Raw genomic sequence first — 21,412 nt, 5'->3', positions numbered from 1 at the left:
AAGAGTTACAACCGGGGACGTTCTCCGCGCGGCGCCTTCGCGGCAGGAAATAGACCGTTCACGGCGCACCGGAGGCAGGGCCCGCGGAGTTGCCTTCGCGACAACGACTTGCACGGGAATCGTGCACGGGGGGCACGCCGTTCCCGGCGTTCAAATCGGGGCTTCGATGTCACGTAGTGTTGCACCACGGCGGCACTTCGTTACAAAACATCTGTCTTGCGGCCCGAACGGCGCTGTGCTGTCGCACACACCACCCACGACCTGTGACTGCCGCATCCTCTCGAGGCCAGCAGCCCACCACCACATCCGGGGGGCGTGTACGGGCGGACCCCCGTACGAATCCGCGAAAGGACTTGCATCACGCAGAAGAGAAGAGAAACAGGGAGTCCGCCTTTCTGCTCCCTCCGCTGCTCTTCGTGATTCCATCTTTCCCGATGTTGAGTCCGCCCAGGTTCGAGCGGATCCGGGATCAGGCCGGGGCCGCGGCGGGGGCGGCAGGACGCTCCATCAGGACGTACACGTCCCCGTGCTTCCCCTTCTCCACGAAGCCCAGGCGCTCGTACAGGCGCCGCGCGGGGTTGAACACCTCCACGTGAATGCTCACCGGCTTCCCCGCCGCATCGCCCTCGTCGAACACGCGGCGCAGCAGCATTGTCCCGATCCCGCCGCCCCGGTACTCCGGCACCAGGGCGATGTCGACGATGCGGATCTCGCGCTCCCACACGTCCACGTACAGGCGCCCGACGGGAACCCGGTCCACCAGGACGAGGTCGAAGCGCGCCCCCGAGTAATGCTCCTGCCACCAGCTGTGCTGCGCCCCGAACTGCTGGCGCAGGAACGCCACCTTCTGCTCGTCCGTCCAGGGCACCTGCGCCAGTTCCTCCACGCGCGTGCTGGCGTACAGAAGGAAGAGGAACGAAAGGTCGTCTTCGGTGATCGGCCGGAGCGTCACCGATCCCACGTCGATTGGCATCATGTCGGGGATGTGGAGTGGGGCGGAGAGACTTACAATTGCAGACAAAGTGTGCGCGCGGCGGCGTGAAGGGGGCGGCCCGGAGGCCGCCCCGCTCCACGATCCCTGCACCTGGGTGCTACGGACGCTGCGGGAAGATTCCCTGCAGTGCAATGCAGAAGTTCAGCGTCAGGTACGGCTGCATGTTGTTGTGCGGCAGCCCCCCGCCCGCGGGCGGCAGCGCCTGGAACGCCATGGGGGCGGTGGCCGGGCTTCCTCCCACGTAGGCGAACGCACCCGTCGAGGTGCAGAGCGCGATGTTCGGGCCCGGAACGCTGTTGTCGCCCGGCTCGATCGAGGCACGCAGCGAGTGCGTGTGGACCGGGATCTCCGACACCAGCAGGGTGATCGACTCGACACCCGACTGCTCACCCAGGATACGCTCCGAAAGGCCCTGGCCCTGGCCGGGCTGCACCGGCGTAGAGCCCTGCAGGTCGGGAAGCGCGAAGGTCGACTTCCCGTCGCCCCCGTATACCGTGCCAAGGAGGGAGAAGAGCGCGGTGTTCTGCGAGATGGGCATCAGCTGCCCATCGCAGAACGCCCACCCCGTCGGCGGGAAGTTGAACGGAAAGATGCGGATCTCCGCAACGAACTGGTCGGACATGGGGATTCCGCTCCTCTCAGGTCTGGCTCGGGAAGACCCCGAACAGGGAGATGATGAAGTTCATGCCGAGGTAGGGCTGCATGTTCTCGTGCGGCTGGCTTCCACCCGCCGGTGAGATGGCCCCGGCCGCCATGTTCACCGCCGGCGTGTCTTCGATATAGGGGTTGATGCTGGCGGGGGTCTGGGCCAGCACCGCGCCGCTCGGATTCGGCTGGTTGCCGAGAGCGGTGCTCGCGGTCAGCGGGTGCGTGTGATTGGGGATCTGCTGAACGGTCAGCGTCTCCTGCTCGGTCCCCGCCATCTCGCCGATCTGGTATGTCGTGCCGTCGGGGCCGGTACCCATGTGCATGGGCGCGCGGCTGGCCAGGTTGGGAAGATTGAACGTCTCCTCGCCATCCCCGCCGTAGGTAGTGCCGATCAACTGGAACAGAACGTCGTTCTCCGATATGGGCAGCTGCTGGCCCTCGCAGAACATCCATCCGACGGGCGCGAAGGTTCCGGCGAACATCCGGATCTCGCCCACGTAAGGCTGTGCCATTGGGGTTTGTCTCCGGTCAGTTCTGGGAGGGGAAGATGCCCTGGAGCGCGATGATGAAGTTCAGCACCAGGTACGGCATCATGTTGTTGTGGGGCTGGCTCCCGCCCACGCTGGTGACCGAGCCCTGGTTCATGGTCGTGAGGCTCGTGGCTTGGCCGTACATGTTGTTGACCGCCCCGAGGTAGGCATTCGTCGGGTTCGCGATCGCCCCGTTCTGATCCGTGGCCATCAGGGCGTGCATGTGCGTGGCGAGCTGCTGGATGTTGACCGTGACGCTGGTGCTCCCCGCGGCTTCTCCCAGCGTGTGGCCGCTACCCATGTGGATGGGAAGCCTTCCCCGCAGATTGGGCAACGCGAACGTTGTCTGTCCGTTGCCGCCGTACGTGGTCCCGAGGAGGGCGAACAGCGCCTGGTTCTGATTGATCGGCAAAAACTGGCCGTTACAGAGCGCCCATCCCTTGGGTGGAAAGTTGAACGAGACGATCTTGATCTCGCTCAGGAAGGGTTCCGACATGACGCCTCCTGCGTGGGGTGGATGGAGGTACTACATCGAGATCCTGCGGGCCCAGCAACCGGACGCCCACTCCCGGGGGGGGGGAGTGGGCGTCCGGATCTGCCCGCGTCACGCAGGCGGGCAGGTGCTCTGGAAGGCGTTGGTGCTGGTGGCGTTCACCGCGGTTCCACCCGCAGGCACGGTGATCGTGTTCTTGCTGTTCAGGAAGGTGTTGGGGTCGCTCGACGCGCCGGCGAGCCCCAAGCCCGGAAGCGCCGTCTTGGTAAGGAAGCGTCCGAAGATCCGCAATTCGACGCCACCGTTGGTGCCCGTCTGGTTGATCACGTTGGAGGCCACGTCCAGGCAGCTCTTCCCGGTGTCACCCGTCACGTTGCCCAGTTCGAACCGGATCCCGCTCGTCGGGAAGAGGCCCGTCGCCGCGTTCGGCGACGGCTCCGCCACATTGTTGCTCTTCACCGACGCGTTCAGGTAGCTCGCCGTCGCCCCGCGGTTCACGATCCGCAGCCCGTAGTTCGTGAACTGCCGGACCGTGTTCCCGGTGATCGTCGTCGTGTGCGTCGCCGTCTCGGTGGTGCTCACCAGCCCCACGAAGATCGCCGAGCCCCCCGATGAGCCCGAGTTCGACACGCCTGCGGTGCCCACGGTATTGTTCGTGATGCTGCCCGTCATCGCGCCCGTGCCGCCCGCGCCGCGGTCCACCTCGATCCCCGACCCGCCAGCGCCGTTTACGGAGTTGGCCGTCACCGAGTAGGTCACCGCGCCGGTGCTCGCGTGCGCCACGTAGATCCCGAAGTCGCTTCCCAGCTTGTTCGGGTGCGTGTTCGTCAGCGTGTTCCCGCTGATCAGCACGTCGCCCGACGAGCTCTCGTTCATCACGTACGAGATGTTGTTCGCCCGAGACCCGGTGAACCGGCTGTTCTGCACCGTGGCGTTCACCACCGCCGAGCTGAACCCGGCGATGTTCACCCCGTCGTTACCGCTCGTCCCGTTGAACCCCACGGTGTCGCTCGTCATGACAAGGCGGTTCAGCGTCCCGGTGTTGTTCACCACCCGCACGTTGTCCTCGAACCCGCCGTCCACGTAGCTGTTCGTGATCGAGGCCGAGCCCAGCAGGTTGTCGAACGACACGCTCCCGTCGTCCGTCGCCGTGCTCGACCCGTTCGTGCCGGTGATCCGCGTCTTGTTCATCGTGAAGCCCGTCACCGACGAACCATAGATCGCGTGGTTGCCGTGATTGTTCAGCGCCATCCAGCTCAGGCTCACGTTCTGCGCGTTGCTCAGGTAGATCCCGTTCCCCGCCACCGCGCCGTCGGCGCCCGTGGTGTTGGAGATCGTTCCGCCCGAACCCGTGGTGCCGCTCCCGCTCACCGTCAGCCCGCCCGCGCCGGTGCTGCTCAGCACGATCCCGTTGCTGCCGCCGTTCGCGCTGATGCTGCGGAAGTTCAGACCCGTGCCGCCGATCGTGGTGCCGCTCACGTTCAGCGCGATGCCGCCCGTGGAGCTGATCGAGTTGTGCGTCCCGGCGATCGTCAGGGTCCCGCCGCCAGTCGCGCTGATGCCGTTGCCGCTGCCGGTAGTGACCTTCACCGAGTCCACGAAGCTCACCGTGCCCGTCACGCTCGACATGTTGACGCCCGCGCCGGACCCGGTGCTCAGCACCACGCTCGGGCTGCTGAACGTCACCGGCCCGCTCACGCTCGACAGGTTGATCGCGGTCCCCGACCCCGTCGTCAGCGCGATGCTCGGGCCCGTGAAGCTCGCCGATCCGCCCGTCATCCCGCTCAGGTTGATCCCCGTCCCGGCCCCGTTCGTCTTCGAGATCGCGCCGGGGAAGTTGAACGTCGGGTTGCTTCCGCTGATGCTCACCGCCGCGCCCGTCGGGTTGGTGATCGCGCTCGCCGTCCCGCCGTTGATCGTCAGCGTGCCGCCGACGTTCGTCAGCGCGATACCGCTGCTCGTGCTGTTGGTCGATCTCACCGAGTCCAGCACGGCCGCACCGGTACCGCCGATTCCCACCACGGTGCCGCCGGTGATGTCGAGCGCTGGGCCGCCGGTTGCGTTGATCGCCAGTTCGCCCAGCGAGAGCGTGCCGATACTGGCACCGGTAAGGCCGAAGCCGGACGCGTTCACCACGCGGAAGCCACGCAGCGTGTTGCCGTTCCCGAGCGTCAGCCCGCCTACCTGCGGCGCCACGCCCATCGGCAGAAGCGTCAGCGACTGGCCGTTGATCGTGGCCGTGAAGGGGGCCGTGTGCCCTTGGCCACGCAGTGTCTGGCCGTTCTTGAGCGTGCCGCCCGTGGTCAGGCCGCCGCCGGTGTGCACCAGGATCGTGTCGTTCAACCCCGCCACCGCCTCGGCGGCCGAGATCGAAGTGAACGGACGGAAGTCGCGGCCGTCGGCGGCGCCCGCCGCCCCCGCGTACGACTGGTCGACGTGCCACACCTTGCCGATGAAGGCGAACTTCAGCCAGCCGCTGGCAGACACGTGCCCGTCGTTGATCGTGTACTGCACGCTGTCGCGGCCGGTCACGCCGGCAGCGGGGACGAAAGTCGCCGCGCCCGCCGCGGTGATGATCACACGCCCGTTACGGGCAGTGGTCAGTGAGTCCAGCGTCGTGACCGTCAGCGAGCCGCCGTTGATCGTGACGTCGTTCGCAAGAACGTTTGGAACGAAGCTGCTGGGCAGCAACTGGTTCCCCATCGCCTGTGACAGGTCCGTGGCGGCAACCGGCGGGATATACGCCGTGAAGGTGTCCGGCGCAGCGGTGCCCACCGCCGCAGCGGCCTGGAGCTGGTTCGTCGTGGGCCCGGAGCCCAGCGTCCAGCTCCCCACCGCTGCTTTCCCGAAGGCATCAGTCGTGGGAGAAGCTACCGTGGTGCTTCCACCTCCGCCGATTACGGTGAAGTTGATGGTGGCGCCCGGAACATCGTTGTTGAATGCGTCGGTCACGTGCACCGCCGGCGGAATCGCCACCGGCGAGCCTGCGGTGCCGGTCTGCAAGTCGCCCGCGGTCTTCTCGATGTTCGCCGGATCGCCTGGCCGCCCGGTTGCCGTAAAGGTCAGCGTGCTGAGGCCCGCCGACGTGGCATTCACCGTGTTGGCTCCGGCGGTAGTGCCGACGGTCCAGCTCCCCACCGTTGCGATACCGGAGGCGTTCGTGGTCTGGCTGCCGCCCGTCACGCTCCCGCCACCCGAAGCCACCGCGAAGGTGACGCCCACACCGGGCACAGGATTGCCGTAGGTATCGGTGACCAGCACCGAGGGGAGCGAATCGGCGTGCACGCCGGTGTTCACGACCGCGCTCGCGTTGTCGTGCCCGGGCACCTTGGCCATGCTGGCCGGCGCACCATGCTTCACGGTGGAAGTGAAGGTCACGTCCGTGAGCCCGGGTGACGATGCGATCACATTATACACGCCCGCGGTATGCACGAGCGTCCACCCCGTAACCGACGCTTCGCCCGCGGCATCGGTGCTGTCGATCACAAACGACCCCGTGCTGGATCCATTGGCAAGGGACCCGCTGTCGGGCGAAAGCGTGAAGGTAACCGCTACGTTCGGTACGGGGTGCCCTCCGCTGTCCGTGACCTTGACAGTGGGAAGGGAGTCCGCCGGGACGTTGTTCCCTGCGACGACGGTGGTGCTGTCATGGCCGGGCTTCTTGATCATGCTGGCCGGCGCGCCCGCGGTCACGACGATCTCCACGCGGCCCGTGCGCGACCCGCTGGTGGCGGTGACGGTGTCCACGCCCGGAGCACCGGCGGTCACCAGCCCGGTGGACGCGTTCACCGTGGCGGCGCCGTGGCCGGTGATGGACCAGGTCACGGCCTGGCCGGTCACCACGTGCCCGAGGTGGTTGCGAACGGTGTCCTCGAGCTGGAGCGTGGCCCCCGCCGCGAGCGTGTTCGTGGGAACCAGGTAGGGGCTCGGCGCGTGCGTGGGCGGGTAGATGTCGACCCACCCCGACGGGAACTGCAGCTTCGCGTCTACGTAGAGCAGGAACTGGAAGTGCGTGACCGAATCCGGGATCTTGAAGAACCAGCGCCGCACCGGCGTGGTGGCCGAGTCGGCCAGGAGCCCGGGATAGCTGTAGTACGTCTGGTTGCTCGCCGTGAAGGTGCCGATCCCGGCGCTGTCGACCGTGATCTGCCCGGTCCCGGCGTCGGCGGTGGGGGGCGTGAAGAAGAAGACGTGGATCGAGTCCGCGGTCAGCCCGTCCTCCGTCCCCAGCTTCTGCGGGACGAGGTTCTTCAGCGTGACGTCGAAGCTGAAGTCGTAGGTCGAGCCGTTGAGCGTCGAGGCGATGTTCGACGAGGCGATCTCCACGTTCTCGTGCTGGCCGCCGATGGTCGCTCCGCGCACGTTGCCGTTTTTCGGAGCCTCGCAGGTGACGGTGCGGGCGCGGACGTCGGCGCCGCAGACGAAGGCGGCGAGCCCGTCGGGGTTCGGCACCGTGGTTATGGGCGTGCCCACCGGGAAGCGCTTCGCGTTTTCGCGGCCGGCGGCGTAGGCGTTGATGATCGCGGCGTCGGCCGCGGTCACGCGGCCGTCGCCGTTCACGTCGCCGCGCGCGGCCACGTCGATGCCGGCGGGGACCGTGCGGCCCACCAGGTAGTCGGCGACGATGCGGGCGTCGGCCGCGGTCACGCGGCCGTCGCCGTCCACGTCGCCGCGCACCGGCTGGCCGCCGGTCTGCGCGGAAAGGCCCGGGGCGGTGGCCAGAACGGCCGCGCCCAGGACCAGCAGGAATCTGCTCAGGTTGCGAAGCATGGGAGTACTTGTCCGCTATGGGTGGCGCGCGGCCCGTGAGGCCACGCGCTGAAGGAAGGCGAAGGAGCTACCGCTGCTGGAAGAGGAGAGTCCCGTTCTTCACCTGCGCGGTCACGTCGGCGAACTCGGCCGCCTCGGTGACTTCCTCGAAGGTGACGTTGAACGCCTCGCGGGTGACCGCCCCCTTGGCGGTGAACTGCAGCCGCAGCATCGACGCGCCGGCGGTGCCGTCGAGCGCCGTGCCCATGAAGCGCACGTGCCCCGGGCTCACCTCGTTGGCGGCGCCGTCGACCCCCTCGGGGAGCGTGGCGCTCTTCAGCGTGAGCGTCTCGGGGTTGAACACCACCTCGCCCTGGTAGCTGGCGAAGCTCAGCCCGCCGGGCACCTGGCGCAGCGACAGGTCGGCGCTCGTGGTGCCGTGGCTGGTGGAAACCGCGATCGACGGGTACAGCCCCGCGCCGCTGTCGGTGGGAAGCCCGCCGCCATTGGGATCCTTGGCATCCTTGCAGGCGCCGGCGAACGCCACGACGGCGGCCGCGGTCACCAGCAGGCGGATGCGGCTTCGCTTGTTGCCCATTGAACTTCTCACTGCAAGAGTGGATGCGTCCCCGGTTGCGCGCACCGGGAAGGGAGCCGTGTGGGGACCGCCGGAAAGACAAAGGGGCGAGATCCGGAGGACTTCTCCCGGACCCGCGAGTCGGTTGGCCTGCTCGCGCACCCTTTTCCGGTGGCGATTCGCCCTGTTCGCAGCCGCAAGGAAGGGCTGCGCGGTGCCGTGGGCGGGCACCGCAAGGGACGTGACCACAACATTATACCTACGTTTGTCATCTGCCACAAGTCACGGGTGCAGATCGCACGAATGGGCGCAAGTCGCTGGGGCGGCCGCTCACCTCTGCCGCTCGTTATTCCCGCGCGGTTCCTGACGGCACGCCGGACAGGGCACGGGGCGAGCCACGCCCGGCGATTCCGCGCAACTGACGGCCTCATGGCAGGTTATCGCTCGGGCGGGTGCAGCCGGGGCGCATCGGCCTGCTACGAATCGATACAACCGTTGCGCCGTTTCAGCGTGGAGAGATTCGTGTAGCAGAACGGATTCGGCCATTCTCGCATGGGCGGAAGATTCGTCTACCGCGGGCCTCGGACGCACGCGAGGCGCCCCGACGCGGGCCTGGGTCGAGCTCCGCGGGACGCGATCGGGACAAGGATGTCCCAACCCGGAGAGCGACCTCGCGGTTGCGTGAGGGATGCGCGCCCGAAGGGCCGGGACGGCGCCGCGCGCGAGCAGAAACGAGGGAGACGCGAGAATGTCGGGCGCGGCGGTGGCCCGGCGCGGTTGGCAACAATGGTAACGTTGCCTACCGCGCGCGCAGCCCGGTTCCGCGCCTCGGGCGCGGAACACGCCCAAGAACGGAAGTGCGGAAGTGCGGAAGTGCGTGAGTGCGGAAGTGCTTTGGATCCGCGCGAATCCCACGCACTCCACGCACTCACGCACTTCCACCGCTACGCCGCCTTCCGCATCAGCGCCTTCGCGATCCGCTGGCCGGCTTCGCGGAGGCGGTCCTCGGGCTCGATGAGGGCGAAGCGCACGTGGCCCTCGCCTTCGCGGCCGAAGCCGACGCCGGGGGAGACGACCACCCCCGCCTCGCGCAGCAGGTGGCGCGCGAACTCCATGCTTCCCATGTGCACGTACTCGCCGGGGATGGGCGCCCAGACGAACATCGTGGCGCGCGGCTCGGGGACGGCCCACCCCGCGGCGTGCAGCGCGCCGACCAGCGCCTCGGCGCGGCGGCGGTAGACCTCGCGCGTCTCGCCCACGCACTCCTGCGGCGAGCGCAGCGCGTGCGCGGCGGCGATCTGGATGGGCTGGAAGATGCCGTAGTCCAGGTAGCTCTTGATCTTGGTGAGCGCCTGCACCATGGCCGTGTTGCCCACGCAGAAGCCCACGCGCCACCCGGCCATGCAGTAGCTCTTGGACATGGAGAAGAACTCCACGCCCACGTCCATGGCGCCGGGAACCTGGAGAAGGCTGGGCGGCTCGCTGTCGCCGAACGAGAAGTCGGCGTAAGCGAAGTCGTGGATCAGCAGCAGCCGCTCGCGCCTGCACAGCTCCACCGCGCGCTCCAGCAGCTCCGGGGTGGCGCTGAGCGTGGTGGGGTTGTTGGGAAAGGAGAGCACGAGCGCCTTCGGCCGCGGCCAGGTGGAGGCGCACGCCGCCTCGACGGCCGAGAGGAGCGCGTCGCCCACCACGTAGCCGTCCTCGTCGCCCACCAGGGGGATGGAGTGCACGTGCCCGCCGGCGAAGACCACGGAGTAGTAGTGGATGGGGTACGCGGGCGAGGGGACGATGACGGTGTCGCCGTTCTCCAGCAGCGCCAGCATCAGGTGCGCGATCCCCTCCTTGGCGCCGATGGTGACGACGACCTGCGTCTCCGGATCGAGCGTCACGCCGTAGCGTTCGGCATAGTGCTCGGCCATGGCCTCGCGCAGCCCGTGGATGCCGCGGCTGGCGCTGTAGCGGTGGTGCCGGGGGTCGGCGGCGTGGGCCACCATCTCGTCGACGATGTGGCCGGGGGTGCCCAGGTCGGGGTTTCCCATCCCTAGGTCGATCACGTCCTCGCCGGCGGCGATGCGCTCGGCCTTCTCGGCGTTCACCTGCGCGAAGACGTAGGCGGGAAGCCCGCTGAGGCGCGGGAAGTCGGCGGCGCTGCGCGGCGGCCAGGGGGCTTCGGGGGAGATGTCGGACATGTCAGCGGTCTGGCAAGGGTGCAAGGAACGGCCGACCCGGTCGATCATGCCGCGTCGGCCGGGTCGGTGCGGTTCCGATCTCGTCGGATTCGTGGGATGCCGTCCTGCAGGATTCCGGCCGCCGCCCGCGTCGCCGCGCGCGTCAGGAGACGCGGCCGGATGCTACTCCGCCACGCGCGGCGCACAGGATTTCGCCCGCAGTTCCCACCCCGACGGCGGACTGATGGGGCACGAAGACAGAACGCCGCCCCGGCAGCAGGTGCCGGGGCGGCGTTCTGTCTTGCGAGCTCGCGCCCGGGTCAGTCCGCGTTGGCCTCGGGGGCCTGCGCCTCGTCCGCGGCGAGCGCCTCGAACGGGATCACGGAAACCTTCTTGCGCGTCTTGTCCTTGCGGCCGAACTGGACCACGCCGTCGACGATCGCGAAGAGCGTGTCGTCGTTCGCGCGGCGGACGTTCTCGCCCGCGTGGAACTTGGTGCCGCGCTGGCGGACCAGGATGTTGCCGGCCAGCACGCGCTCGCCGCCGTACTTCTTCACGCCCAGGCGCTGGGCGTTCGAATCGCGGCCGTTGCGGGTAGAACCGCCACCCTTCTTATGTGCCATTGCTGATGCTCCTTCAGCCGAGGTTGATGTCGTTCACGCGCACCTCGGTGAACCCCTGCCGGTGCCCCTGCTTGCGGCGGTAGTTCTTGCGGCGCTTGTGCTTGAAGATGATGATCTTCTCGCCGCGGCCGTGGCGCACCACCTCGGCCGAAACCGAAGCGCCACTCAGGACCGGCGTGCCCACCTTGATGGTGTCGCCGTCGGCGCCCAGGAGCACCTCGCCGAACTGGACCGTCTGCCCCGCCTCGGTCTCGAGGGACTGGACGCGGATGGTCTTGCCGGGCTCGGCGCGATACTGGTGGCCGCCGATGCGGATGATGGCGTACATGTGGTTCCGAGACTCCAGAGATAGCGGACGGAACTTGCCCGAAAAGAAAACAAGACGCGGAATATCGCCCGGCCAGCCGGGAAAGTCAACCCCGGCGGGCGGCGAAATCCAGCGCCGACGCAAGTATTTCTCGCCTCCCGGGCGTCCGTCCGTGGCTCCAGAGGCGGCGTCGTGCCGAACAATGTAACGGCACGCACCCGAACCGTGTACCCCCGGGAAGTACGAGGAGTGCGGAAGTGTGGAAGTGCGATGCGCATCCCTGCGTCTCCACGCATCGCGGGATCTCACGCGGAGGCGCGGAGGTGCATGGCAGCCGCCCCTGCGTGTCCGCGTCTCCGTCTTATGTATTTCTGTTTCGGATCGGCTCAGATCGTCAGCACCCGCGAACCGGGCGGGCGGCAATGGATAGCGTGGACATCGACAATGAGCAAGGAAGCCGTCCACAGCAGCGAAGCCCCCGCACCGTCTCCGGCGCGGGGGCTTCGTTGTTCCGTACTCTCGTACTTCCGTACTTTCGTACTGCCGTTCGTCAGCCGAGGTTGAACTTTCCCGAGACGTCCTGGTGGCTGACGGCGGAGAGGAGGCGGAAATCGTCCTGCGCGATCAGCGGGTCGTCGCGCAGGGCGATCTTCATCCCCAGGCTCTTCTCCATCCCCCGGATCCACGCGGGCTCCTGCTCCAGCACGTAGAGCGCGACCTCGGGGTGCACGCGCACGACCAGGTTCTTCTCCGTCCCGGCGGCCCAGGCGCGGCGGATGGCGCGCTCGATCCGGCGCACCACCGTCTCGGGGGTGAAGATGCGCCCCGTTCCCGAGCAGGTGGGGCAGGCTTCCGTCTGCGTGTGGTAGAGCGAGGGGCGCACCCGCTGGCGCGTCATCTCGATCAGCCCCAGCTCGCTGACCTGGAACGCCTTGGTGCGCGCCCGGTCGCGGGACAGGTGCTGGCGGAGCTCCTGCAGCACCTTTTCCCGGTTCTGCTTGGTCTCCATGTCGATGAAGTCGCACACGATGATCCCGCCCACGTCGCGCAGCCGCACCTGCCGCGCGATCTCGCGCGCCGCGTCGACGTTGGTCTTCAGGATCGTCTTCTCGGGGTCCTTCTTCCCCGTGTAGCGCCCGGTGTTCACGTCGATGGAGACGAGCGCCTCGGTGGGCTCCACGATGATGTAGCCGCCCGACGGGAGGTTCACCCGGCGCTGGAAGGCGTCGCGGATCTCGCTCTCGATGTCGTAGGCGTCGAAGAGCGGCCTGGGGTCGGTGTACATCCGCACCCGCTCGATGAGCGACGGGTCCACCTGCTCCAGGTACGCCTTCACGTCGTCGAACACCGGCTGCGAGTCGACGATCAGCGAGTCGACCTTCTGGCTGAACAGGTCGCGGATGATGCCGGCGACGAGCTTGGCTTCCCGGTGCACCGCGGCGGGGGCGCGCGACTTGGACGCCTTCTTCTGGATCTGCTTCCAGAGCTGCATCAGCGCCTTCAGCTCGCGCTCGAAGGTTTCGCGCGTGAGCTCCTCGCCCACGGTGCGCACGATGACCCCGCCCGCCTTCGCGGGAAGGATCTCGCGGGCGAGGGCGCGGAGACGGGAGCGCTCCTCGCGGTCCTCGATCTTGCGCGACACGCCCACGTGGTCGCTTCCCGGCATGTACACCAGGAAGCGGCCGGGGAGGGAGATGTGCGCGGTGACGCGGGGGCCCTTGGTGCTGATGGGCTCCTTGCTCACCTGCACCAGCATCTCCTGCCCCTTCTTGACGATGTCCTGGATGGGGGGAAAGCGCTGGGCGCGGCGCCCGCCCCCGCCGTTGGCCGGGGCGTCGTCGTCGTCGGCCGCGGCGGAGGCCGCGCCGGGCTCCTCGTCCTCGTCGTCGTCATCCACGGCCACGTCGCTGACGTGCAGGAAGGCCGCCTTCTCGGTGCCGATGTCCACGAAGGCGGCCTGGATGCCGGGGAGGACGGCTTCGACCCGTCCCTTGTAGATGTCACCCACCATCCGCGCCGCGTCCGGCCGGTCGACCATGAGCTCGACCAGCACGTCGTCCTCGAGGATGGCGACGCGCGTCTCGCGGGCGGTGGTGTTCATCAGGATCTCGCGCTTCAATCCGCCTCCTGGCGTGCGGGAGACGGGGCGAGGCCCCTGGAGGGTACGGGCCGACCCCGCGGGGCGTCGCAAGCCCCGCGCAAAGCGGATCGAACCATGTTCAGACTGCCCGTGTTGGCCGCCCGGCGGAGCGTGGCCCGCGGCGCGGCGGCGTTCAGTGGGCGAGCTCGCGGAGAAGGCTGCGGGCGATCACCAGGCGCTGGATCTCGCTGGTCCCCTCCCCGATCTCGCAGATCTTGGCGTCGCGCATCATGCGCTCCACCGGGTATTCGCGGGTGTAGCCGTAGCCGCCGTGCACCTGCACGGCCCTGGTGGTCACGCGCATGGCCGTCTCGCTGGCGAACAGCTTGGCCATCGACGCTTCCCGGGTATACGGCCTCCCCTGCTCCTTCAGCCACGCGGCGTGGTAGACGAGGTGCTTGGCGGCCTCGATCTCGGTGGCCATGTCGGCCAGCATGAACTGGATCCCCTGGAAGTCGGCGATCGGCTTCCCGAACTGCTGCCGCTCCAGCGCGTAGGCGCGGGCCTGCTCGAACGCGCCCTCCGCCAGCCCCAGCGAGAGCGCGCCGATGCCGATGCGGCCGGCGTCGAGGGTCTTCATGAAGTTGACGAAGCCCATCCCCACCTCGCCCAGCACGTTCTTGTCGGGAACGAACGCGTTCTCCAGCACCAGTTCGCGGGTGTCGCTGGCGCGCCACCCCATCTTGTCTTCCTTCTTCCCCGCGCGGACACCCTCGGTGTAGCAGAGCTGCCCGTCCTGCGCGTGGCCGATGCCGATCTCGCGCGCCTTCTCCAGGTCCGTGGTGGGCTTGGAGACGATGAACGAGGTGATCCCCTTCGTACCCTTTTCCTTGTCCGTCTGTGCGGTGACCACGAAGATCTCGCCCACGCCGGCGTGGGTGATGAAGATCTTGCTCCCGTTCAGGATCCACCCGCCGTCCACCTTCGTGGCGGTGGTCTGCGTGCCGCCCGCGTCGGAGCCCGCCCCCGGCTCGGTGAGCCCGAAGCCGCCCAGCACCGTGCCGCTGGCCAGGAGCGGGATGAAGCGCTCCTTCTGCTCCGGCGTGCCGAAGTTCACGATGGGCGAGGAGCCCAGCGTGGTATGGGCCGAGACGGTGATGGCGTGGCTGGCGTCGACCCTGGCCAGCTCGTGGATCACGATCATGTAGGCGATGCCGTCCATCCCCGCGCCGCCCAGCTCCTCGGGCCAGGGGATGCCGAACAGGCCCAGCTCGCCCATCTTCTTCACGTTCTCCCACGGGAACTCGCCGCTCCGATCGAGTTCGCCGGCCACGGGCGCGATCTCGTTTTCGGCGAAATCGCGCACCATGTCGCGGATCATCAGGTGGTTCTCGTCGAAGTACCGGTCCATCGCTCGCTATGCAGTGCAGGCGCCCGGGGCGCACGTACGGAATCTCCCGAAACCGCGGGAATCTACTCGGCACGCAAGGAAACCGAAAGGATCGGGCCAGCGGGACGAGAAGTAACAAGAATGCGGAGGAAGCGGGACGGTGCGCTCGCTCGCGGATGCCGCGTCCCCGCCCGTGCAGCATCGTTGAAGACGCGCCGTACCGGGTGTCGGTATGAAGAGTCCCCGCACCCTCGTCGTGGGGGTGCGGGGACATCGTGAGCCCGGCGCAAGCGCGGGCGTAGCCTACGCCTTGGTGACGGTGACCGTTGCGATGGTGGTCCCGCCCGAGAGGTCCGCGCAGTAGACCCAGACCAGGTACTGCGTGCCGGACGTCATGTTCGCCGAGCCGGGCCCCGCGTCGTACCGGAAGTCGTACCACGGGGGCGACGGGTTCCGATTCGATACGGTGGCCGGGAAGTTCTGCACGGTGGACGTCCACGTCGTTCCGGTCCAGTAGAAGCCGTCGCTCAGACGCTTGATCTCCACGTCGCAGCGGTTCATGCTGACGGCGTTCACCGAGCCCAGGATCGGACTGCTCTGGGAGTTCCGCAGCGACGTGACCACCTGCCCGTTGGTGTACGGGTTGACCATGATGATCACGGGTGCGGCGGCATGCGGTGCGGGAGGACCCGCGCCGAGCAGCAGCCCCGCGCACAACACGCCGGAAATCCCCCTGGTGATTCGCCTCATGAGCGCCTCCCCTCGTCCAGGTGATCATCACGCGGCAGGCCCATCGGGCCTACCATCCAATAGCATGCAAATAGGACCGCATCTATTATGCCTTTAATTTACGTAGGCGGTTCCCTCCTGAAAGCTCCGGCTGGCCCGACCGAACAGAGTGGGCCGCGAGAAGGGCCGACGGATTCCTTTCGCCGGCCCCCGTCATTCGCCGCTCGATCCTTTACAGCGCCGGAACCACCTTGCCGTCGAAGATGCGGATGGTGATGCCGTCGAACTTCGTGAGCTCGAAGTAGGCGGGCCGAGTACTCGAAGTACACGATTCCAAACTGCTCGCGGATGCGCATCCACCGATGGCGCGTGGGATCGTACGGGAGCTGGGCCAGGCCCGTGTCCGCGGTGGCCGACGCCGGCTGCGTGCTGCAGGAAAGCGTTCCGGCCTCGACCTTGAAGAAGAGGTGGTCGCCCGCGGCGTTCTGCACGTGCAGGTACATCTCACAGCCTTTGACACCGCGCAGCGCCCGCACCACCTCAACCGAAACCTGCGAGTCGGTGAGGTCGAAGGCCGAGACGGAGTTGTATCCCCCGAAGCTGTTGCTCGCCCCGCTGACGGGCCGGATCTCCAGCCGCTGATTGACTTCCTGGACCGGACCGAACGCGCTCCACTTCGTGGCGTCCGTCACGTTGTCGCCGAAGTTGTCGACGAGGGTGATTGCCTTTGCCATGATGGTTTCTCCACTTCATGCGTCACTTGCCGCCGCCGCGCCGGGGTGCGCGGCGGCCCGTCTCCGCGCGGTGCGGCCCCGCCCGCGGCGCGCGCGTCCTGCGCGTCCGCTCTCCTGCGGGGCTACCGATTGTCGCTCTGGTGCTGCCAGAGCCGTGTGCCCGGGCGCTCTGCCGGGAGGAGGCCTGTGGCAGCCACCATCTCTCTCCATCACCATCCGCATGGACGCACGGCGCCCCCGCCCGTCGCTGTGACGGGCGGGGGCGTCGGCGGCCCCGCATCTTCCCGATCGATCTTCCCTGCCCGATCGTTCTACCGACCTACCCTGCTCTTCCGATCCCTTCGACTTCCGATCACCTCACGTGACGGGGACTACCTTCCCGTCGAAGATGCGGATCGTGGTCCCGTCGAACTTGGTGAGCTGGAAGTATGCGTCGTCCTCGTTGAAGCCCAGGCTCTGCTCCTGCAGCAGGCCGATGGCGATGGCCTCGCCCAGCACCAGCGACTCGGAGTAGTCGGTACGCCAGTGCACGCCCGCCGCGTTGCGGAAGAGCGCGATGTTGCCGGCCAGCTTGTTCAGCTCGCCGCCCACGGTCATCTGGGTGGCGTCGGCGCCGGTGTAGGGCACCAGCGACGTGCCGGTCGCATCGGCCTGCACCGGGTTCTCGATGGGCGTGCTCTCGTCGAAGAACGCCTTCAGGATCGTGGCCATCGCCCCCGAGCCCGTGGCGTGCCCCGCGCCGTACGCCGGGTGCGTGGGCGCGCCCTCGGGGTATGCCTGCGGCAGCAGGTAGCTCGGGAACTTGTCGCCCGCCTGCCCGCCGTAGTACGGCGCCAGCAGCCCCGTCTGCAGCGAGTTCAGGATGCTGGGGTGGATCAGCGGCGTGCTGCTGCTGGTGAGGTACGTGCGCCGGCCGGTGATGTGGTTGTCCACGCGCCCGCCGTACTCCTCGGGGCGCAGGCGGCGGTGCACGAACCACTTCTGGTACCACACCGCCCGCAGCGCGCGGCCCAGCACCTCGCCCAGCACCTGCAGCAGGTGCGTGGGGCCGAAGGTGTTGAAGCCCACCTGCGTCCGGCTGTCCATCGCCGTGCCCGGCGGGTCGTACGGGTTCCCCTGGTCCTTGGGGAACTCCAGGTCGATCTGCGGCCGCCCGGTGGCGGCCGCGGCCGTGAGCTGGTTCCCCGTCGGCTCCGTCATCAGGATCCAGGCGGTGTCGTAGTACGCGTTCAGCACCTGGTCGAAGTGCACCAGCGTGGCGCCGTCGCGCAGCGTGTGGATGAACACGCGCGTGGCGCCGAACTGGTCGTTGCCGCGCTTGTCGGTGCCGTTCTGCACGGCCAGCCAGTCGCTGAAGACGGTCAGGTAGTCCACCCCGGGCTTCTGCGGCACCACGCGCTGGTCGATGATCTTGGCGCCGTACGACACGTATCCGTCGCTGGCATCGCGGCCCAGGCCCGGCAGCTTGCGCGGGTCCACGTTCCCCTTCAGCAGGAACTGGCTCACGTACGGCCCCACCTGCTCGCCCGGGTAGATGCCGCGGAAGATGTTCTGCGTCGTCACCGGCGTGGTGCCGCCGAACTCCGGGAACTCGCCGCTCAGCGAGTTGAGCGCGGTGTTGATGGTGCTGTCGGAGGCGTAGCTGATGAAGGGGATGTCGCGCGCCACCGCCATCCAGTACAGCTCGCCCGCCTCGTTCGCGGCGACGCGGCTGTCGAAGCGCGGCGCCGGCGGCTGGGTGATCTCCTGCGCGTCGGGCCCCTCCAGGTCGAAGGTGAGCCCGGTCTGCGGGTTGGTGAGCTTCAGCGCGGTGGGCGACGCCAGCTGGATCTCCTCGAAGTCCGCCGGGTCGCGGCTCTCCAGCGCGCGCAGCAGCGTGGCGTAGCTCGCCGGGTCCGGGTCGCCCACCGCGTCGTGCTTCAGGCTCTTGGAGAAGCTCCCCACCAGCGGCGCCTGCGGGTAGTTCACCTCGTCGTTGTTGTTGTGGTGCTCGTCGTGGCGCCGCTCGGCCATCAGCTCGGCGGCCTCGACGCGCACGTCGCGCGCGGACAGGCGCCGCTCCTCCACGCGCCGCGCCCGCGAGGTCTCGGGCGTGTTCACGTTGTCGAAGATGGCCACGCCCGGCGACGCGCCCGGGGTGAAGGTGCCGGCGGCCAGCTCGATGACCACCGAGGTCAGGCTCCACGGGGTGGGAATGGCGACGAACAGCTCCCACTCGCACCCGTCGGCCGAGTACTCGAAGAACAGCGTGCCCAGCTGCTCGCGGATGCGCATCCAGCGGTGGCGCGCCGGGTCGTACGGCGCCTCGGCCAGGTGCGTGGACGAGGTGGCGGACGCCGCCAGCTTCGTGCAGTAGAAGAGTGCGTCCTGCACCTTGAAGAACAGGTGGTCCCCCGCGCTGTTCTTCACGTGCAGATAGGTTTCCGCGCCGTCGAGGTTGCTGCGCAGCGCCCGCACCAGCTCCACTACGATCTGCGAGCCGGTGAGGTCGTAGCTGCCGGCGGAGACGTAGCCGCCGTACACGTTGCTGCCGCTGCTGGGCGGCCGGATCTCCAGCCGCTGGTTCACCTCCTGGACCGGTCCGAAGCTGTTCCACTTCGTGGTGTCGGTCGTGTTGTCGCCGAAGTTGTCGACGAGGGTCACGGCTTTCGGCATGGTGATCTCTCCATCCGCGTGCGTGGCTGCCCGCCGCCGCGCCGGAATGCGCGGCGGCCGTTTCCCGTGCGGCCCACATCCCCGGGGCGGCGCGCCGGAGGCGCGTCCGCTCGCGCGGGGAAGACCGCGTGTCGCTCCGTCGCGGTGACGGAGCCGTGAGCCCGGGCGCTGTGCCGGGTGGCGGGCCTGCGGCGGCCACGATCTCGGTTCCTCCATCTCCATCTCCATCTCCATCTCCATCTCCATCTCCATCTCCATCTCCATCTCCATCTCCATCCCGAACCGCGGACGCACGACGCCCCCGCCCGCCGCTGTGGCGGGCGGGGGCGTCGGCGGCCCCGCATCTTCCTATCTCATCCCAATCCCCCGATCCCCGCTTCGATCTACGGGGTCAAGGGACGCCATCTCACCTCCTGCTTACTCCTCAGGCGGGAAGAGGTCGACCCTGCCCTTGCGGATAACGACGGTGGTGCCGTCGAAGCGCGTGAGCTGGAAGAAGGCGTAGTCCTCGTTGTACGTCAGCGAGAGCTCCTGCAGCATGCGGATGGCCACCTCCTCGCCCAGCAGGAGCGAGAAGGTGTAGTCGCTGCGCCAGTGCACGCCGGCCGCGTTGCGGAAGAGCGCGATGTTGCCGGCCAGCTTGTTGATCTCGCCGCCCACCGTCATCTGCGCCGCGCCGGGGCCGGTGTAGGCGACCAGCGACAGCCCGTCGGCCGCGGCCTGCACCGGGTTCTCGATGGCCGCGCCCTCGTCGAAGAACGCCTTCAGGATGGTCGCGCAGGCGCCCGAGATCGTCGCGTGCCCCGCGCCGTACGCGGGGTGCGTGGGCGCGCCCTCGGGGTACGCCTGCGGGAGGAGGCGCGTGGTGAACTTCTTCCCCGCCCCGTAGTAGGCCGACAGCCCGCCGGTCTGCAGCGAGGTGATGAGGCTGGCGTCGATCGCCCCGCCGTAGCTGCGCCGCCCGGCGATCTGGTTGTCCACCCGCCCGCCGTACTCCTCGGGGCGCAGGCGGCGGTGGACGAACCACTTCTGGAACCAGACGGCGCGCGCGGCGCGGGTGGAGACCTCGATCAGCAGCTCCAGCAGGTGCAGGGGGCCGAAGGTGCCGAAGCCGACCTGCGTCTTGCTGTCCATCGCCGTCCCCGGCCGGTCGTAGGCGTTCCCCTGGTCGAACGGGAACTCCATGTCCACCTGCGGCCGCCCGGCGCCCACGCCGGTGAGCTGGTTCCCGGTGGGCTCGGAAAGGAGGATGAACGCGGCGTTCCACCAGGCGTTCACCACCTGGTCGAAGTGCACAAAGTTGGTGCCGTCGCGCAGGCTTCGGATGAAGCGGCGCGTGGTCTCGAACTGGTCCTGCCCGCGGCGGTCGGCGCCGTTCTGCACCGCCAGCCAGCCGGTGACGTCGGTCAGGTAGTCCACGTTCTGCGCCACCGCCTGCAGCCGCTGGTCGATGAACTGGATGCCGTAGGTGATGTACCCCTCGTCGGCGTCGCGCCCGGCGCCGTCGGGCTTGCGCGGGTCGGCGTTCCCCTTCCACAGGAACTGGCTGACGTACGGCCCCACCTGCTCGCCGGGGTAGACGCCGCGGAAGACGTTCTGCGCGGTCACCGGCGTGGTGCCGCCGAAGCGCGGGAACTCGGAGTTCAGCGAATTCACGGCGGCGGTGATGATGGCGTTGCTGCCGTAGTTGATGAACGGCACGTCGCGCGCGACGGCCATCCAGTACAGCTCGCCCTCCTCGTGCGCGGCGACGACGCTGTCGAAGCGCGGCGCCGGCGGCATGGTCACCGCCTGCGCGTCGGGCCCGATCACGTCGAAGCTCAGCCCCGACTGCGGGTTGGTGAGCTTCTTGGCCCCGCCGAGGACGATCTCCTCGAAGTCGTCGGGCTCGCGGCTCTCCAGCGCGCGCAGGAGGATGGCGTACGTCGCCGGGTCCGGATCGCCCACCGAGTCGTGCTTCAGCCCCTTGGAGAAGTTCCCCGCAAAGGGCGTGGCGAGGTAGCTCACCTCGTCGTCGTTGTTCAGGTGCTCGGGGTGCGGCTTCGACGCCGCCAGCCGCGCCGCCTTCTCGCGCGTGCCCAGCGCGCCCAGGCGCCGCTCGTCCACGGTGCGCGCGGGCTGCTGGCGAAGGTTGAACGAGTCGAAGACGGCCACGCCGGGCGAGGCCACCGGGTCCCAGATCCCCGCGCCGATCTCCAGGATCATGGCCGAGAGGTCGAACGGGTCGGGAAGGCTGGCCTGCACCGTCCACGTCTCGTCGTCGCCCGAGGTCTCGCAGAAGAGCGTGCCGCCCTTCTCGCGGAAGCGCAGCCACCGGTGGGCGTCGGGGTCGTACGGCACGCCCAGCCCGGTGAGCGTCGTCTTCCCCGCGGCCACGGTGAGGACGATGTACAGCAGCCCCGAGTCGATGCCCATGGTCACGCGGTTGTCCGAGTCCACGGCCACGTCGAGGTAGTTGTCGGTGCCATTCGTCTGCCGCAGCGTACGCCGCAGCCGCACCTTCACCTCCGAATCGCGGAGGTCGTACGCGTCGATGGAGGTGATGCCCGCGTAGTCGTTGGCCACCTTCGGGCGCACCTGGATGGTTCCGCTCCGCTCGGCCACCAGCGCGCCGCCGAAGGTGGACCACTTGGCGGTGTCGATGACCCCGTCCCGGAAGTCGTCGGTCAGGGTGTGTGCTCTTGCCATCGTTCCAGCTCCTGCCAGGGTTCCTTGCCCTCGCGGCGCGCGCTGCC

At 68.4% G+C, this 21,412-nt stretch carries 15 protein-coding genes; all 15 read right to left on the bottom strand.

Going from position 1 to position 21,412, the window contains the following annotated elements:
- Window positions 1-469: 469 nt before the first annotated feature.
- Window positions 470-976 carry a GNAT family N-acetyltransferase gene (locus VLK66_RS19230; protein ID WP_325311088.1) on the bottom strand — a complete coding sequence of 169 codons (507 nt, stop codon included), beginning with the start codon at window positions 974-976 and terminating at the stop codon, window positions 470-472.
- A gap of 115 nt (window positions 977-1,091) precedes the next feature.
- The gene (locus VLK66_RS19225) at window positions 1,092-1,616 is read right to left on the bottom strand and encodes a phage tail protein (RefSeq protein ID WP_325311087.1); all 525 of its coding nucleotides are present in this window, start codon (window positions 1,614-1,616) and stop codon (window positions 1,092-1,094) included.
- A 16-nt stretch (window positions 1,617-1,632) separates the two neighbouring features.
- Window positions 1,633-2,154 (bottom strand): phage tail protein, encoded by a 522-nt coding sequence (locus tag VLK66_RS19220; RefSeq protein ID WP_325311086.1) that lies wholly within the window; start codon window positions 2,152-2,154, stop codon window positions 1,633-1,635.
- Window positions 2,155-2,170: 16 nt separating this feature from the next.
- Window positions 2,171-2,668, bottom strand: a complete 498-nt coding sequence (locus tag VLK66_RS19215) for a phage tail protein (RefSeq protein WP_325311085.1) — start codon at window positions 2,666-2,668, stop codon at window positions 2,171-2,173.
- A 108-nt stretch (window positions 2,669-2,776) separates the two neighbouring features.
- A complete protein-coding gene (locus tag VLK66_RS19210) occupies window positions 2,777-7,435 on the bottom strand; it encodes a dockerin type I domain-containing protein (RefSeq protein ID WP_325311084.1) in 4,659 nt (1,552 codons plus the stop codon).
- Between the two features lie 67 nt (window positions 7,436-7,502).
- On the bottom strand, window positions 7,503-8,012 hold the full coding sequence (locus VLK66_RS19205; protein ID WP_325311083.1) for a hypothetical protein: 510 nt from the start codon (window positions 8,010-8,012) through the stop codon (window positions 7,503-7,505).
- Between the two features lie 923 nt (window positions 8,013-8,935).
- Entirely contained in the window at window positions 8,936-10,180 is a 1,245-nt protein-coding gene (locus VLK66_RS19200; protein WP_325311082.1) for an aminotransferase class I/II-fold pyridoxal phosphate-dependent enzyme, read from the bottom strand.
- A 299-nt stretch (window positions 10,181-10,479) separates the two neighbouring features.
- Window positions 10,480-10,782: a 50S ribosomal protein L27 gene (gene rpmA / locus VLK66_RS19195; RefSeq protein WP_325311081.1), complete on the bottom strand. Its 303-nt coding sequence runs from the start codon at window positions 10,780-10,782 to the stop codon at window positions 10,480-10,482.
- A 13-nt stretch (window positions 10,783-10,795) separates the two neighbouring features.
- Window positions 10,796-11,110, bottom strand: coding sequence for a 50S ribosomal protein L21 (rplU, locus tag VLK66_RS19190; RefSeq protein WP_325311080.1), 315 nt, complete (start codon window positions 11,108-11,110; stop codon window positions 10,796-10,798).
- A 529-nt stretch (window positions 11,111-11,639) separates the two neighbouring features.
- The gene (locus VLK66_RS19185; protein ID WP_325311079.1) at window positions 11,640-13,208 is read right to left on the bottom strand and encodes an Rne/Rng family ribonuclease; all 1,569 of its coding nucleotides are present in this window, start codon (window positions 13,206-13,208) and stop codon (window positions 11,640-11,642) included.
- A gap of 154 nt (window positions 13,209-13,362) precedes the next feature.
- Window positions 13,363-14,580, bottom strand: coding sequence for an acyl-CoA dehydrogenase (locus tag VLK66_RS19180; protein ID WP_325311078.1), 1,218 nt, complete (start codon window positions 14,578-14,580; stop codon window positions 13,363-13,365).
- A gap of 282 nt (window positions 14,581-14,862) precedes the next feature.
- Entirely contained in the window at window positions 14,863-15,219 is a 357-nt protein-coding gene (locus VLK66_RS19175; RefSeq protein WP_325311077.1) for a hypothetical protein, read from the bottom strand.
- A gap of 188 nt (window positions 15,220-15,407) precedes the next feature.
- Window positions 15,408-16,022, bottom strand: coding sequence for a hypothetical protein (locus VLK66_RS19170; protein ID WP_325311076.1), 615 nt, complete (start codon window positions 16,020-16,022; stop codon window positions 15,408-15,410).
- 357 nt (window positions 16,023-16,379) lie between these two features.
- The gene (locus tag VLK66_RS19165) at window positions 16,380-18,677 is read right to left on the bottom strand and encodes a vanadium-dependent haloperoxidase (protein WP_325311075.1); all 2,298 of its coding nucleotides are present in this window, start codon (window positions 18,675-18,677) and stop codon (window positions 16,380-16,382) included.
- Between the two features lie 417 nt (window positions 18,678-19,094).
- Entirely contained in the window at window positions 19,095-21,365 is a 2,271-nt protein-coding gene (locus tag VLK66_RS19160) for a vanadium-dependent haloperoxidase (RefSeq protein WP_325311074.1), read from the bottom strand.
- Between the last annotated feature and the right edge of the window lie 47 nt (window positions 21,366-21,412).

The organism is Longimicrobium sp., assembly GCF_035474595.1.
In the GTDB taxonomy this organism is placed as follows: domain Bacteria; phylum Gemmatimonadota; class Gemmatimonadetes; order Longimicrobiales; family Longimicrobiaceae; genus Longimicrobium.
Note: the sequence above shows the minus strand (reverse complement) of the source record. Positions and strands in the feature narration are given on the sequence as shown.

Excerpts from the sequence above, each read along its gene's own strand:
- rpmA (WP_325311081.1), bottom strand. The coding sequence starts at position 10,782 with ATGGCACATAAGAAGGGTGGCGGTTCTACCCGCAACGGCCGCGATTCG.
- VLK66_RS19200 (WP_325311082.1), bottom strand. The coding sequence starts at position 10,180 with ATGTCCGACATCTCCCCCGAAGCCCCCTGGCCGCCGCGCAGCGCCGCC.
- VLK66_RS19225 (WP_325311087.1), bottom strand. The coding sequence starts at position 1,616 with ATGTCCGACCAGTTCGTTGCGGAGATCCGCATCTTTCCGTTCAACTTC.
- VLK66_RS19205 (WP_325311083.1), bottom strand. The coding sequence starts at position 8,012 with ATGGGCAACAAGCGAAGCCGCATCCGCCTGCTGGTGACCGCGGCCGCC.
- VLK66_RS19170 (WP_325311076.1), bottom strand. The coding sequence starts at position 16,022 with ATGGCAAAGGCAATCACCCTCGTCGACAACTTCGGCGACAACGTGACG.
- rplU (WP_325311080.1), bottom strand. The coding sequence starts at position 11,110 with ATGTACGCCATCATCCGCATCGGCGGCCACCAGTATCGCGCCGAGCCC.
- VLK66_RS19165 (WP_325311075.1), bottom strand. The coding sequence starts at position 18,677 with ATGCCGAAAGCCGTGACCCTCGTCGACAACTTCGGCGACAACACGACC.
- VLK66_RS19215 (WP_325311085.1), bottom strand. The coding sequence starts at position 2,668 with ATGTCGGAACCCTTCCTGAGCGAGATCAAGATCGTCTCGTTCAACTTT.
- VLK66_RS19180 (WP_325311078.1), bottom strand. The coding sequence starts at position 14,580 with ATGGACCGGTACTTCGACGAGAACCACCTGATGATCCGCGACATGGTG.
- VLK66_RS19160 (WP_325311074.1), bottom strand. The coding sequence starts at position 21,365 with ATGGCAAGAGCACACACCCTGACCGACGACTTCCGGGACGGGGTCATC.
- VLK66_RS19220 (WP_325311086.1), bottom strand. The coding sequence starts at position 2,154 with ATGGCACAGCCTTACGTGGGCGAGATCCGGATGTTCGCCGGAACCTTC.
- VLK66_RS19230 (WP_325311088.1), bottom strand. The coding sequence starts at position 976 with ATGATGCCAATCGACGTGGGATCGGTGACGCTCCGGCCGATCACCGAA.
- VLK66_RS19210 (WP_325311084.1), bottom strand. The coding sequence starts at position 7,435 with ATGCTTCGCAACCTGAGCAGATTCCTGCTGGTCCTGGGCGCGGCCGTT.